The sequence below is a fragment of the Kribbella sp. NPDC104218 genome (assembly GCF_055584105.1).
The window spans coordinates 341278-354759 of the sequence record NZ_JBVJMQ010000002.1 but is presented as its reverse complement, the minus strand read 5'-3'; the positions used below and the strand labels follow the sequence as shown (position 1 = coordinate 354759).

General features: G+C 71.3%; 10 protein-coding genes. 6 read left to right on the top strand and 4 right to left on the bottom strand.

Features of this window, described 5'->3' with window-relative positions; all coding sequences use genetic code 11:
- Positions 1 to 145: 145 nt before the first annotated feature.
- From ACZ6ZD_RS17690 to ACZ6ZD_RS17675, 4 genes are all read right to left on the bottom strand, one after another.
- A complete protein-coding gene (locus tag ACZ6ZD_RS17690; protein WP_465673291.1) occupies positions 146 to 454 on the bottom strand; it encodes a hypothetical protein in 309 nt (102 codons plus the stop codon).
- A 1667-nt stretch (positions 455 to 2121) separates the two neighbouring features.
- Complete coding sequence (locus ACZ6ZD_RS17685) at positions 2122 to 4350, bottom strand: DUF2510 domain-containing protein (protein WP_465673289.1); 2229 nt, start codon at positions 4348 to 4350, stop codon at positions 2122 to 2124.
- Positions 4351 to 4398: 48 nt separating this feature from the next.
- Positions 4399 to 4686: an Lrp/AsnC family transcriptional regulator gene (locus ACZ6ZD_RS17680; RefSeq protein ID WP_171670351.1), complete on the bottom strand. Its 288-nt coding sequence runs from the start codon at positions 4684 to 4686 to the stop codon at positions 4399 to 4401.
- Positions 4687 to 4741: 55 nt separating this feature from the next.
- Complete coding sequence (locus ACZ6ZD_RS17675; protein ID WP_465673287.1) at positions 4742 to 6529, bottom strand: DEDD exonuclease domain-containing protein; 1788 nt, start codon at positions 6527 to 6529, stop codon at positions 4742 to 4744.
- 201 nt (positions 6530 to 6730) lie between these two features.
- Between ACZ6ZD_RS17675 and ACZ6ZD_RS17670 the strand changes: the two genes are divergently transcribed.
- The 6 genes from ACZ6ZD_RS17670 (at position 6731) to ACZ6ZD_RS17645 (ending at position 13482) form a co-directional block, all read left to right on the top strand.
- Positions 6731 to 7984 (top strand): NYN domain-containing protein, encoded by a 1254-nt coding sequence (locus ACZ6ZD_RS17670; RefSeq protein ID WP_465673285.1) that lies wholly within the window; start codon positions 6731 to 6733, stop codon positions 7982 to 7984.
- A gap of 92 nt (positions 7985 to 8076) precedes the next feature.
- Positions 8077 to 8346 carry a hypothetical protein gene (locus ACZ6ZD_RS17665; protein ID WP_465673283.1) on the top strand — a complete coding sequence of 90 codons (270 nt, stop codon included), beginning with the start codon at positions 8077 to 8079 and terminating at the stop codon, positions 8344 to 8346.
- A 154-nt stretch (positions 8347 to 8500) separates the two neighbouring features.
- Complete coding sequence (locus ACZ6ZD_RS17660; protein ID WP_465673281.1) at positions 8501 to 9562, top strand: C40 family peptidase; 1062 nt, start codon at positions 8501 to 8503, stop codon at positions 9560 to 9562.
- Positions 9563 to 9660: 98 nt separating this feature from the next.
- Entirely contained in the window at positions 9661 to 11157 is a 1497-nt protein-coding gene (locus ACZ6ZD_RS17655; RefSeq protein WP_465673279.1) for a hypothetical protein, read from the top strand.
- The gene (locus tag ACZ6ZD_RS17650) at positions 11150 to 12373 is read left to right on the top strand and encodes a M48 family metallopeptidase (RefSeq protein WP_465673277.1); all 1224 of its coding nucleotides are present in this window, start codon (positions 11150 to 11152) and stop codon (positions 12371 to 12373) included. The genes ACZ6ZD_RS17655 and ACZ6ZD_RS17650 overlap by 8 nt, the downstream gene beginning before the upstream one ends.
- Positions 12370 to 13482 carry a glycosyltransferase family 4 protein gene (locus tag ACZ6ZD_RS17645; RefSeq protein WP_465673275.1) on the top strand — a complete coding sequence of 371 codons (1113 nt, stop codon included), beginning with the start codon at positions 12370 to 12372 and terminating at the stop codon, positions 13480 to 13482. The genes ACZ6ZD_RS17650 and ACZ6ZD_RS17645 overlap by 4 nt, the downstream gene beginning before the upstream one ends.

Genomic DNA, 13482 nt, shown 5'->3' with positions numbered 1-13482 from the left:
GGCCGTTGCCCACCCGTCGGCGACTGTCCACCAGCCGAGGCGTGCCCGCCCACGGCCAACGGCCCACCAACCGGCGGACCGTACGGCGGCTGCCCGCCACCCGGCGTCCCGCCAGCCAACGGACGACCAGTCGGTTGTGGCCCACCTACCGCCGATTGCCCACCAGCTGCCGCTTGCTCGACTGCTGGCTGCCTACCCGCGGGCTGCTGCCCGCCAACCGGCGGTCCGTACGGCGGTTGCCCGCCTTCCGGCGTCCTGCCAGCCAACGGTTGACCGTTCGGCGGCCCGTCCAGCGACGACTGTCCGCCTGTTGCCGCTTGCCCAGCCGCAGGCTGTCTACCCGCGAACGATTGCCCGCCACCCGGCGTCCCACCAGCCGACGGCTGACCTGCTGGTCGTTGCCCACCCGTCGGCGGCTGTCCGCCAACCGATGCTCGACCAGCCGGTGGCCCATCCAGCGGCGTCTGTCCACTAGCCGAGGCCTGCCCACCCACGGCCAACGGCCCGCCACCCGGCGGACCGTACGGCGGCTGCCCACCGCTCTGCGGTCCACCAGCCGAAGGTTGGCCGTGTGGTGCCGGTCCGTCCAACGGCGACAGTCCGCTAGCCGAGGCGTGCCCGCCGACCAGCTGTTGCCCGTCCGCGGCCAGCGGCCCGCCAGCTGGCCGTCCGTACGGCGGCTGCCCACCGACCGGTGGTTCACCAGCTGTCGGCGGACGCCCACCTGTTGGCGGCTGCGAACCAGCCGTCGCCTGCCCGGCTGTCGCATGCGTGCCCGCGGGCGGTTGCCCGCCATCCGGTGGACCGTACGGCGATTGCCCGCCGCTTGGCGGGCCACCAGCGAACGGTTGGCCAACCGCTCGTGGCGCGTCCAACGACGGCTGCCTACCTGGCACAGCTTGCTCGGCTGCTGGCTGTCGGCCCGCGGACGGCTGCTCGCCGACTGTTCGCCCGTACGGCGGCTGCGCACCAACCGGTGGTTCGCCAGCTGTCGGCTGGCCTGCCGGTGGAGGCCAATCCAACGGCGACTGCCTAGCTGGCGCCGCCTGTTCGGTTGCGGGCTGTCTGTGCGCGGGCGGCTGCTCGCCGACTGTTCGCCCGTACGGCGGCTGTGCACCGGCCGGTGGTTCGCCAGCCATCGGCTGGCCTGCCGGTGGAGGTCCGCCCAAAGGCGACTGCCTACCTGGCGCCGCTTGCTCGGCTGCTGGCTGTCGGCGTGCGGGCTGCTGACCGCCAACGGGCGGACCGTACGGCGGTTGTGGCGCAACTCCACTCGCCTGCTGACCAGCTGTCTGCGGCCCGCCGTTCTGAGGGGGTACGCCGTGCAGCTGTCCCACGCCGGGCCCGCCGGCCTGGAGAGGTCGGCCGGGCTGCGGCTCGCCTGGTGGGCGAGTGCCGTGCGGTGGCCGGGTGCCAGGGGAGGTGATCTGCGGCCGTTCTGTGCTGGGCCCGCTGACCTGCGGTGGTTGCCAGTTGTGCGGGGGGACGGCAGGCGGGGGTTGGGTGGTGTGCGGTTGTTCCAGGCTGGGTCCGCCGACCTGTGTTGGTTGGCTGCGGTGTGGCTCGCCTGGTGCCGGAGTGCTGTGCGGTGCGGGGGTGCCAGGGGAGGGGGCCTGTGGCTGTTCTGGGCTGGGGCCGCCGGCTTGGGGTGGTTGCCAGTTGTGTGGGGGCACGGCAGGCGGGGGTTGGGTGGCGTGCGGGTGTTCCAGGCTGGGTCCGCCGACCTGTGGTGGTTGGGTGCGGTGCGGGTCGCGTGGTGCCGGAGTGGTGTGCGGTGGCTGGGTGCCGGGGGAGGGGGCTGTGCCGGGGGCGCCGAACTGTGATGGGTGGCTGCGGTGTGGCTCGGTTTGGGCTGGGGTGGTGTGGGGCTGTTCGCCGGGCTGTGGGGCCTGGGCGTGGGGTGGCTGAGCGGCTGGGGGTGGTGGGGCTGGGGATTGGCCGCCTAGGACGTCGGTGGGGAGGGGGTCTTCGGCGGGGGTTTCGGCGGACCAGTAGTCGGCGCCGGTGGGGGGTGCGGGTGCGGGTGCGGGGGTGGGGTCGGGGCGGCGGTGGGGGGTTACGGGGGGTGGGGCGGCGTGGCGGCCGGTGCGGCGTGGGGGCGGGGTCTGGTTGTTGTCGTTGTCAGCCAACGTTGAGTCCCTGGTAGGCCCGGCTCTCGGCGGCTTTCAGGTCCGGCCGGGTGGTGGGGATGTCGCTGATGTAGGCGACGGCGGTGCCGTCGCCGAGGGCGAAGACGGCGACGGTGAGGGTGAGGGTGCGGGCCTGCACCTTGGCCGAGGTGGCGGTGACGGTCTGCTGGACGAACCAGCCGGACTTGCCCGAGCGCTGGACGGCGGCGTTCGGCCCGGCCTTGGACGTGACGCCGATATCGCCGTACAGGCTGGTGCGGACCTCCTGCGCGAGCCGCAGCGCGGTCGCCTTCGGATCGCCGCCGAAACCGGAACCGTTGCCCAGGGCACCGACGAAGATATCGGCGTACCAGTCGTTACGGCCGTCGAATTTCTCCTGCAGGACGACGTACTGGCCGCTCGAGTTGAGCAGTTGCGGGACGAGGCGCTTGCGGTCCGACCAGCCGCCGGTCTGGCGCGGGAACGAGATCGCGTCCGCGGACACCCGCTCACCCTCGTGCAGTTTCGGGTCCTTCGACTGGCCGGGTTTGGTGGACGCCGTCGGCTGGGTCGTCGGGTCGCCCGGACCGGCCTGCTTGTCGTCACCCGACCCCTTGATCAGGAACACCGCGGCCACGATCAGCATCACCACGGCGATCGCCCCGCCGATCAGCAGCGGCAGCTTCGCGCCGGAGCCGCCACCCCCGCCGCCGGAAGACTTCTTCTTGGCGCCTCCGCGCTGCCCGCCGCCACTCGACGACACCGCCGGCCCGGCACCCCACCCAGCGGCCTTCGGCTCAGCAGTCGGCGCACCACTCCACGCCCCGCTCTTGGCCTCCGGCGTCGCCGTATCCGCGCCCCAAGCCTGCTGCGCGCCGGCCCAAGGCCCACCCTGCTCACTGCCCTGCGACTCCGGCGCCCCACCTCCCCAGGCGCTACCGCTCTGCTGGGACGACGTCTGCTCCGCTCCGCCACCCCAAGGCCCACCCTGCTGTCCCTCGACAGCCGTCTGACCCCACGGCCCGACGTCCCCCTGCTGCCCGGTGCCCCAGGCGCTGGCGCCCTGCTGAGCTCCGTCCGGCTGCGCAGTCCAAGAGGTAGCGCCATCGCCCCAAGGCGCACTGTCTCCAGCCGACGTAGCGCCCACCGCCGTCGTGCCGTCGGCCGTCTGTGGGGTGCTGTCCGGCTGCGTCCCCCAGCTGTCAGCGGACGGCGGCGTCGCGTCCGGCTGCGCTCCCCAAGACTCGGCCGACTGAGGCGTGCTGTCGGGCTGCTCGCCCCAGGGCGTCGTGCTCAGTTCGATGGTCTGTTCGGTCGGGTTCTGCGCGCTGGCCGCTACGCCCCAGCTCTGCGGGCCGGGCGTCTCCTGCAGCTCCGGGTCGACACCCCAGGCGGACTGCACCTGCGTCGGCTCGTCATCAACCGGCGTCGGATGCGGCTTGCGCACCGGGTTCGGCGTCTCGGTCCAGCTCACCGCGGACCAGCCTTGCCCGTCATCAGCAGTCGGCTGCGGCTCCGGCGCCGCGTTCACCTCAGTCGGCGCACTGGACGCCGACCCGCCACCCCAGCTCGGCGCATCCGGCGTCGGCTCGGGCTCGACACCCCACCCGACAGTCGGAGCCGGCTCCACAGCCCCGGCGCCGTCACCAGTCTCGACACCCCAACTGCCGGCCGCACTCACCGCAGCCGAGTCTTCACCAGTCTCATCCGTGGACGCCGGAGTCGGCGCCAGCCGCAGCTTCCACCCAGTCGGCGCAGCATCCGCCGGCGCAGGCCCAGCAACCTCAGCCGATCCCGCATCAGTAGCCGGCTCATCCGCACCCGGCTCCGGCACCGGACGCTGCGTCCAGTGCTCAGGCGGCGCGATAGCAAGCTCCGGCGCACCCCATGTCGCCCGAGCCCGCTCGAACGGCGTCAGCCCGTCGCCCGCCGTGCCGTCGTCCTTCGGCCCGTCGTCCCCAGTCGCAGCCACGGCCGTCAGCCGCGGACCGCTCTCAGCCGGCTCCGGCGTCGTCCACCAGCCGCTGTCGGTCGAGCCCGCCGAAACGCCGCCACCGGACGCCGTGGCGCCCCACACCGGCGCCTGGACCTCCGCGACCTCGGCCGACTCCGCTACCGGAGCAGCAGGCTCCTCGGCGCCCTCCTGGTCGGTGCGGTTGGTCCACTGCTTCCCGTTCCACCAGCGAATGGTGTCGGGCTGTCCGGTCGGATCCGGATACCAGCCGGCGGGAGGATTGCTCATGCGTTCACCGTAACTTCAGCTCGTGTCAGCGCGGGCCCGGAAATGACCTCAGACGCCGTCCTCCTGGCCGAGGCTGAACGCGGCCTCCAGGTCGTGCGACGAGTAGGCGCGGAAGGCGATGTGCGTCTCGGTGCTGAGCACGCCGGGCACCCGGTTCAGGTGATCGGGGATCACCGTCGCGAGATCGTCGTGACGGGCGACCCGGATCATCGCGATCAGGTCGAGCCCGCCGGTCACGGAATACACCTCGCTGACGCCCTCGATCGCCGCCACCTGCTCGGCGACCTCCGGGATGCGCGCGACATCGGCCTTGATGAACACGATCGCGGTGACCATGTCGTCCTCTCCCTCGAAATCCCAACCCGCCGAAGCATAGTTGGCCGCACTCGGGTCAGCTGGCCCGCGCCGGGCCGAGCGGCCGCATCCGGCGGCGTTCGGACGGGTGCTGCAGGTCGTTCCCGGCGTTGTCGAGCCTGGTCAGGTGCCGGCCGGCACCGGTGATCGGGCAGCTCCACGTACCGTCCACCTCGACCAGGCGAATACCGGGCTGGTCCAGCCAGCGCAGGATCAGATCCAGCTCTTCGGGGGACGCCGAAGCGACCGGCCCGACCCCTGGCAGCACCGTCTCCGCAGAGGCGCGCAGCATGTCGAGATAGCGCCGCGGGTCGTTGCCGCGCGGGCTGATCCCGGCCGCGGCCAGCCGCCCGCGCCGGATCACATGCAGCTCCCAGCCGCCGTCATCGGTCCGCCGGGCCGCGCAGATCTCCGCGCACCCGGTCAGCGACGCCATCCGCTGCATACGGGCCGAGCTGCGCACGAACGCGCTCAGCCGGTCCCGGTGCACGGCGGCGTCCTCGAACCGCTCGCCGGCCGACAGGACGTCGATCCGCTGGTCGAGCGCCTGGATCACCGGCGTCGGGTCGGCGATCAGCGCCGTCCGCAGCTCGTCGACGAACTGGCCGTACGAATCCATCGAGATCCGGCCGTCGCACGGCGCCACGCAGCGGCCCATCTCGGCCAGGACGCACGGCGACAGCGACGGACGCCGCGACATCCGCGCCGTGCACTGCCGGATCGGGAACGCCTCGTGCAGCGCGGCCATCGCCCGCTCCGCGGTCTTCCGCGAGCTGAACGGGCCGAGGTAGCCGCCGTCGCCGTCCTTCAGCTGTTTGACCAGGGACAGCCGCGGGAACGGCTCGACCGTGACTTTCAGCCAGTGCTGCCGCTCGGGGAACTTCGACCGCCGGTTGTACCGCGGCTTGTGCTCCGCGATCAGCCGCAGCTCGCGGACCTCGGCCTCCAGCGACGTCCCGCACTCGATCCCGCGGACGCCGGTCGCGATCCCGACCATCTCGCCGATCCGGCTGCGCGTCTCGGACGCCGTGAAGTACGAGCGGACGCGGTTGCGCAGGTCCTTCGACTTACCGACGTACAGGACCTCGCCGCGGTCATCGGTGAACAGGTACACGCCCGGCGCGTGCGGCAGCTGCTCGGACAGGTGCCGCTTCGCGCGGACGGCGGGCGCGACCCGCGACGAGAACGTCTGCAGATCCTCCAGCGTCTGGACGCCGAGCGATCCGACCCGCTCGAACAACCCGTGCAGGACGTCGACCGTCGCCCGCGCGTCGGACAGGGCGCGGTGATTCGGGGTGACCTTCGTCCGGAAGAGTTTGGCCAGCGTCCCGAGTTTGCAGTTCGGCGCTTCGTCCGGCGTGATCACCCGGCGGGCCAGCAGCGCGGTGTCGACGACGGTGAAATCGGGCCAGTCGTACCCGTGCACGAGGCTGTCGTGTTTCAGGAAGCCCATGTCGAACGGCGCGTTGTGCGCCACCATGACGCAGCCGCGGGCGAACTCCAGGAACGCCGGCAGCACCGAGCCGATCCGGGGTGAGGCGGCAACCATCTGGTTCGTGATGCCGGTCAGGACGGCGATGAACGGCGGAATCGGGTCGGCCGGGTTGACCAGCGTCTGGAACTCGCCGATCACCGCGCCGCCGCGGACCTTGACCGCGCCGATCTCGGTGATCCCCGACTCGCCCGGCGCGCCCCCGGTCGTCTCCAGGTCGACGACGCAGAACGTGAGATCGCGCAACGGCGTCCCCAAGTCGTCGAAACTCGGCTGGACACCGCGGATCGGCGTCAGCGGTTCCGAGGCCGGCGGGCGCATCGGGCTGGTCATGGCGACGACGCTAGAAGCCGTCACCGACAATTCCGCGGGTGACACGCAGACACGTGGACTAGGCTCTAGGTATGCGTACACAGGCGATCACCGCGAAATCGGCCGTCGCGCCGATCCGTTGTGGTCTGCATCACGGACTGCGGACCGGTGACTGAGGCCGGCACCGCCGCGAGCTCCGCCGCTACGACTTTGCCCGAACCGGTGCGGCAACGTGTTCTGACCCTGGCCGCGCAGGCCCTCGGTCAGCTGCCCGCGACCGACATACCGGCGCCGCTGCGGCGGTTCGCCAGCTTCGCGCCGGCGAAACGCGCGAAGCTCTCGGCGTCCGTGCTCGGGCCGATTCTGGAAACCGACGAGCATTTCCGGCGGCTGACCGCGTTCCAGGTTCGCCGTGAGCACCAAGAGCTTGGGGACGCCGTTGCCGAGGGCATCCCTGTTCCGGCCGCGGACCCGGTCGAGATCGCCGCGCTGGCCTACCTGTTGCGTCCCGACGACTGGGAGCTGCGGGTCGCCGACGCGGCTCAGGTCGCCGTCGAGACACCGAGGGCGGACTCCGAGGCGGTCGCGCGGCTGAGCGACCAGCTCGATCAGGCGCGCACCGAGACCCGCCAAGTCCGCGAACGGCTCCGCGAGCAGGTGAACGAGCTCAAGACCGAGAACGTGACGCTGCGCCGCAAGCTGAACGAGGCCCGCCAGCGGATCGGCGGTCTGCAGACCGACCTGGCCGCACGCACCACTGAGGCCGAGACGGCCGACGAACGCGTCGAAGCGGCTCGCAGCGAGGTCGAGCGCGAGGTACGCCGGTTGCGGGCGCGCATCACCGAGCTGGAGGCGATCGAACACGCGGCTCGGCGTACAGCAGGCCAGGAACGCGAGATGGCCTCCACCCGCACCCGCCTCCTGCTCGACACCGTCCTGGAGGCCGCCAGCGGTCTCCGGCGCGAGCTGGCGCTCCCACCGGGCGGTGAGCTGCGTCCAGCGGACACAGTCGCCGGTACGGAGCCCGATGCGGCCCCAGTAGGCCGGACGGCGCCAGAGGACGACTCGTCGCTGTTCGACGAGCTCCTGTCCCTTCCGCAGGTGCATCTGATCATCGACGGCTACAACGTGACCAAGACGGCCTGGCCGACCTCGCCACTGCACTCCCAGCGCCAGCGCCTCGTCACCGCGCTCGGCGCCCTGGTGGCCCAGCGCCGCATCGAAGTCACCGTCGTCTTCGACGGCGCCGAGCTCTCCGGCCCTGTCCAGCTCACCGCGCCCCGCGGCGTCCGGGTCCGCTTCAGCCCGGCCGGCGTCATCGCCGACGAGGTGATCCGCCAGCTCGTCCGCGCCGAACCGCCCGGCCGCCCGATCGTCGTCGTCTCGACCGACCGCGAGGTCGCCGAGAGCGTCGCCAAACTCGGCGCCCGTTCCCTGGCCGCCACGAGCCTGATCAGCCGCATCGCCCGCACCTGATCCGCGGTCCGCGCCGAAAACTGTCGGCGGGGTTCTCTAGCGTCCTTCTCAGCCGGATGCAAGTCCGGATCCTTCCCCCTTTGGAGGACGCTGTGCTGATCGACTGCGACGCCTGTGTCATGCGTGGTCCCGGCTGCCAGGACTGTGTGGTCACCGTCCTCCTCGGCCTGACCGCCGACCCGCCCCCCACCCTCCGCATCGACGACGACGAGCAAGCCGCCCTCACCGCCCTCGCCAACTCCGGCCTCGTCCCGCCGCTCCGCCTCGTCCATGCCGTGGAAAGCCTTCCCCGCGAGGATTCCGACGTTAAGTTTGGATCAAACCCGAGGGGCGAATTGCGCCGGTCACAAAACGGTCACTAGGGTTACGTCTCGTTGCCTCAGGGTGCCGGTTGATCGGATCGGCCGGGCAGCGTTTGAGCCGAGTGAGTGACCTTGCGGGTCCTTCGGGCGTTAAGCCTGTAGGCGGCGTGGTTGACGGGGACGGCGTCGAGCAGAGGAAGGGACCGACCGGGCTGTGTCCACCGGACGCATCAACCGCACCAAGGGAATCGCCCTCGCCGCCATCACGAGCACCGCTGTCGCAGCGGGTGTGCTCTTCATCCAGTCGGGCGCCGACGCCGATCCGAAGCTGAGTCTCGAAGAGGCGAAGAAGCAGGTCGCCACGTTGCAGGAGAAGGCGGCCGCCATCGGCGAGGACGCCAACGACCTCCGCGGCGGTATCACGGCCTCCCAGACCCGGTTGAAGGCCCTGCAGGCGGGGATCGACAAGCAGCAGCGCCAGGTCGACGGCGTGAAGCGGCAGATCGGCTCCCTGGCCGTCGCGGGCTACCAGACCTCCGGCATGTCGACGACGGCGCAGCTGCTGCTCTCGCAGAACCCGGACCAGTTCCTCAGCCAGGCCTCCACGGCGCAGGCTTTCGCCGGCCAGCAGAACGCCGCGCTCCGCAAGTACCAGGAGGCGCAGGGCAAGCTCGCCGACCTCCAGGCCGGCGCGCAGACCGAGCTGGCCGCGCTGAAGGCCGTCCAGGGGCAGCAGGACAAGCTCAAGGCCGAGGCCCAGTCGAAGCTGGACGCCGCCGAGAAGGTCCTGAGCAAGCTCAGCGACGCGGAGCGGGCGCGGCTGCGCGACGAGGCCGAGAAGGAAGCCGAGAAGGAGCGCGAGAAGCGCCCCAGCCGCGATGGCGACCGGATGGACGACGACGAGGACACTCCGGTCCCGGCCAACGGGCGTGCGGGCGTCGCCGTCCAGACCGCGATGAACCAGCTCGGCGACCCGTACGTCTGGGGTGACGAGGGGCCGAACTCGTTCGACTGCTCCGGTCTGATGCTCTACGCGTGGAAGAAGGCCGGCGTCTCGCTGCCGCACTCCTCGAAGGCGCAGAAGAGCTCGGGTGGCCGCCCGGTCAGCAAGAGCCAGCTGATGCCCGGCGACCTGGTCTTCTTCTACAGCCCGGTCAGCCACGTCGGGATGTACATCGGCAACGGCCGGATGGTGCACGCGCCGCGGTCCGGTAAGCCGGTTCAGACGGCCTCCATCGACACGATGCCGTACAACGGCGCCGTGCGGCCGGGCTGACCTTCCGTCTTGCGTTACGCACCGGCTCCGGGGTCTCATCCCCGGAGCCGAGTCGTTTCACGACCATCCGGGTGTTCTACTGTCGGAGGAGGCACGTAGTGTCCCGCCTGACTGGGGCAGGTGAGCAGCGAGGGGCCGAAGTGATCGACGACCAGGGCGACACACTGCCGCTGCCTGCCGTCGAGCAGCCGCGTCCCGATCCCGGTGGCCGTCCGCCCGCCGGGCCGCCGCCGATCCCGCCGACGCCGTCCGGCCCGCGGCCGCCGGTGGGGCCGATCGCGAAGAAGGTCGCCATCGGCCTCGCGATCTGTCTGGTCGCCGGCGCCGGGTACGCCGGGCTCCGGCAGGTCGCCGACGCCCCCGCCGACCCGAACGCGCCGACGGGCACCCAAGGTCCGCAGACCTCGTCCACGCCGGACGATCAGGCCGCGGACGGCGTCCGCCGGGCGACCGCCGGGGGAGAGGTCCTGCAGAAGATGGCCGAGGCCGTCGCTGCCGAGAACCGCAGCGACTTCCTGGACACCATCGACGACCGCTCCACCGCCTTCCGGACGACGGCGCGGATGGTCTACGCGAATCTCGAGAAACTGCCGCTCGGCGTCTTCCAGTTCCGGTACGTCAGTGACGACACCGCCGCGCTGGCGCCGGATCGGCTGGCCGAGCTCGGCGGCGCCGAGGCGTGGCTCGCGCAGGTGGAGGTCTCCTGGCAGCTGAAGGGCTACGACCAGAAGCCCGCGCGCGCGATCCTGCCGGTGACGTTCGTCCGCCGCGACGACGGCAAGACGTACGCCGCCTCGTTCTCGGATCGCTTCGTCGCCGGGCAGCGCCGTCCGGTCTGGACACTCGGTGAGCTGGATGTCGCCGAGGGCGACCGCAGCCTGGTGATCAGCCTGAACTCCGCAGCCCAGGCGAAGGCATACGTCCCGCTCGCGGACCGTGCGGTCACCTCGGTCAGCAAGGTCTGGGGGAAGTCCTGGCCGCAGAAGGTCGTGGTCGTGCTGCCGGCCAAGCAGTCCCAGATGGAGAACGTGCTCGGCGCCGCGCCGAACACCTACACCCAGATCGCCGCCGTCACGATGGCCGAGCTGGATGCGCCGCAGATCGGCGCCCCGGTGCGCATCGTGGCGAACCCGAAGCTGTTCGTCGAGCTGGGGAAGCAGGGCCGCCGGATCGTTCTCACCCACGAGACGACACATGTGGCCTCGACGGCGACCGCCTCCCCGGTGCCGCTCTGGCTGGCCGAGGGGTTCGCGGACTACGTCGCGTTCGAGGCTGTCCCCGTGCAGGACGAGTCCGCGGCGAAGGAGCTGTTCAAGGCGGTTCGCGCTGGGCGGGTGCCGACGGCGTTACCCGACACGAAGGCGTTCGCCGCCTCGTCGTCCAGCCTGCCCGAGGCGTACGAGTCGGCGTGGCTCGCCTGCCGGCTGATCGCCGAGCGCGAGGGCGAGGACAAGCTGATGAAGTTCTACCGCGCGGTGCACACGTCGAGAAGCGCGGACGGGCTGTCCGATGCCTTCAAGACGCACCTGGGGATGACCGAGCAGCAGTTCGTCGCCGAGTGGCAGAAGTACCTCAAGGAGCTGGCTGGTGTCTGAGCGGGCGCCGCGCGTCGTCGCCGTCCTGCTCGCCGCCGCGCTGGTCGCGGTGATCGTCACCACGACGCCGTGGCAGCTGATCGCCGTCCCCGAGCCCAACCCGGCGCTCGACTTCACCGCCGCCGAGATCGCCCGGCAGAACGCGTTCCGCGGCGAGTTGTTGCCCTGGTCCACCACCTCGTGGGTGTTGTCGGTCGCCGTCCCGCTCGCGATCGGCTTCAGCCCGCTCGGCGGCCGCTTGTACGACGCCGTCCGGATCAGCCGCTGGTACGTCGGCGTCCCGGTGCTCGTCTTCGGATTGGGGCTGATCACCAGCCTGGTCACCCTGCCGACCGACGCGCTTGCCGAGCGAGTCAGCCGGAAGTACGGCTTGTCCGTACAGGGCTGGGGATTGTGGACGCGGGATCGCGCGGTGAACTGGTTGCTGATGTCGCTGGCGCTGGCCGTGATCGCGCTCTGCCTGGTCGCGCTGGCGCGGCGCTGGCGGACGGGCTGGTGGTTGCCGGCGGCAATTGTCACCGCGCTGCTCGTGCTCGGGGTGTCGTTCGCGTACCCGGTGCTGGTCGAGCCGCGGTTCAACCAGTTCAGCTCGATGCCCGCTGGTCCGCAGCGAGACGACTTCTTCAAGCTGGCCGCGGACGACGGCGTACCGGTCAAGGACGTGCTGGTCGCGGATGCCTCGAAGCGGACAACCGCCTTGAATGCTTACGTTTCCGGCTTCGGATCGACGCGCCGGCTGGTCGTCTACGACACGCTGCTGACGAGCGCACCGCCCGCGCAGGTGCGGTTGGTCGTGGCGCACGAGCTGGGTCACGCGGCCGAGGATGACGTCCTGCACGGCACGCTGATCGGGACGCTCGGCGCGGCGTTCGGCGTCGTCCTCCTGCGGTTGTTGCTCGGGGCAAGGCTCGCCGATCCGCGGCGGATCGCAACGCTGCTCGCGCTGATCACGGCCGCGACGGTCGTCTCGGCGCCCGTACAGAATCTGATCAGCCGGCGGATCGAGGCGCGCGCCGACTATCACTCGCTCCAGCTCACCAAGGACCCGAGCAGCTTCGTCGCCATGCAACACGATCTCGCCGTCACGAACATCTCCGGCCTGTCGCCGAGCCGCTGGCGGTACTGGATGTTCGCCAGTCATCCGACGACGCCGGAGCGGATCGCGATGGGCCGGGCCTGGGCGGCCGAACACGGTACGCCGATCCCGCCGCGATGACGGTCCTGGTCGTCACGAACGACTTCCCGCCGCGGCAAGGTGGGATCGAGACGTTCGTCCGATCGGTGTGCGACGAGCTGCCGTCGGTGGTCGTCTACACGTCGCGTGAGGCGGGGGATTCGGCGTACGACGCGAGTCTGCCGTTCGCCGTTGTCCGCGATCGGTCGCGGATGTTGTTGCCGACGGCACGGGTCGCGCGGCGGGCGGTCGAGCTGATGCGTGCGTACGACGCCGACCGGGTCCTGTTCGGCGCGGCGGCGCCGCTGGGGCTGCTCGGGCCGGCGCTGCGGCGGGCCGGCGCGCGGCGGATCGTCGCGATGACGCACGGGCACGAGACCTGGTGGGCGCGCCTGCCGGGCACTCGGCAGGCGCTCCGCCGGATCGGCGACGCGGCCGACACCGTCACTACGGTCTCGTCGTGGTGCGCCGAGCAGATCGCCCCCGCGTTGTCACCGGACGCCGTACGCCGGATGCGCCGCCTCACTCCGGGCGTCGACACGACCCGCTTCCACCCGGGTTCCGGCGGCGCGGAACTCCGCGCATCGCTAGGCCTGGAAGGGATTCCGCTCGTTGTCTGCGTGTCCCGGCTGATCCCGCGTAAAGGCCAGGACACCCTGATCCGGGCCTGGCCCCGAGTCTTGGCCGCGGTCCCCACCGCCAAGCTCCTCCTGGTCGGCGGCGGTCCCGATCGCACCCGCTTGGAAGGCCTGGCCGCCCGCCTCCGCGACCACATCATCTTCACCGGGCCCGTTCCCTGGCCGGAGATCCCCGCCTACTTCGACGCCGCCGATGTCTTCGCCCTCCCTACCCGGACCCGCCGCCTCGGCCTCGAGCCCGAAGCCCTCGGCATCGTCACGCTCGAAGCCTCCGCCACCGCCAAACCCGTCCTCGTCGGCGACTCCGGCGGCACCCCCGACACCCTCCAACACGCCAGAACCGGCTACCTGGTCGACCCCTACAACCCAGCCGCCGTCGCAGTCCGCCTGATCGACCTCCTCCGCGACCCGACCCACTCCCAAGCCCTCGGCCAAGCCGGCCGAACCTGGGCCGAGTCCAACTGGAGCTGGACCGCCACCGGCGCCACCCTCCGCGAGCTACTGGACATTTAG

What these genes read in the sequence shown, in the direction of transcription:
- ACZ6ZD_RS17690 (WP_465673291.1), bottom strand. Translation starts at nt 454, where the DNA reads ATGGGCCACCGGCTGGTCGAGCATCGGTTGGCGGACAGCCGCCGACGG.
- ACZ6ZD_RS17685 (WP_465673289.1), bottom strand. Translation starts at nt 4,350, where the DNA reads ATGAGCAATCCTCCCGCCGGCTGGTATCCGGATCCGACCGGACAGCCC.
- ACZ6ZD_RS17680 (WP_171670351.1), bottom strand. Translation starts at nt 4,686, where the DNA reads ATGGTCACCGCGATCGTGTTCATCAAGGCCGATGTCGCGCGCATCCCG.
- ACZ6ZD_RS17675 (WP_465673287.1), bottom strand. Translation starts at nt 6,529, where the DNA reads ATGACCAGCCCGATGCGCCCGCCGGCCTCGGAACCGCTGACGCCGATC.
- ACZ6ZD_RS17645 (WP_465673275.1), top strand. Translation starts at nt 12,370, where the DNA reads ATGACGGTCCTGGTCGTCACGAACGACTTCCCGCCGCGGCAAGGTGGG.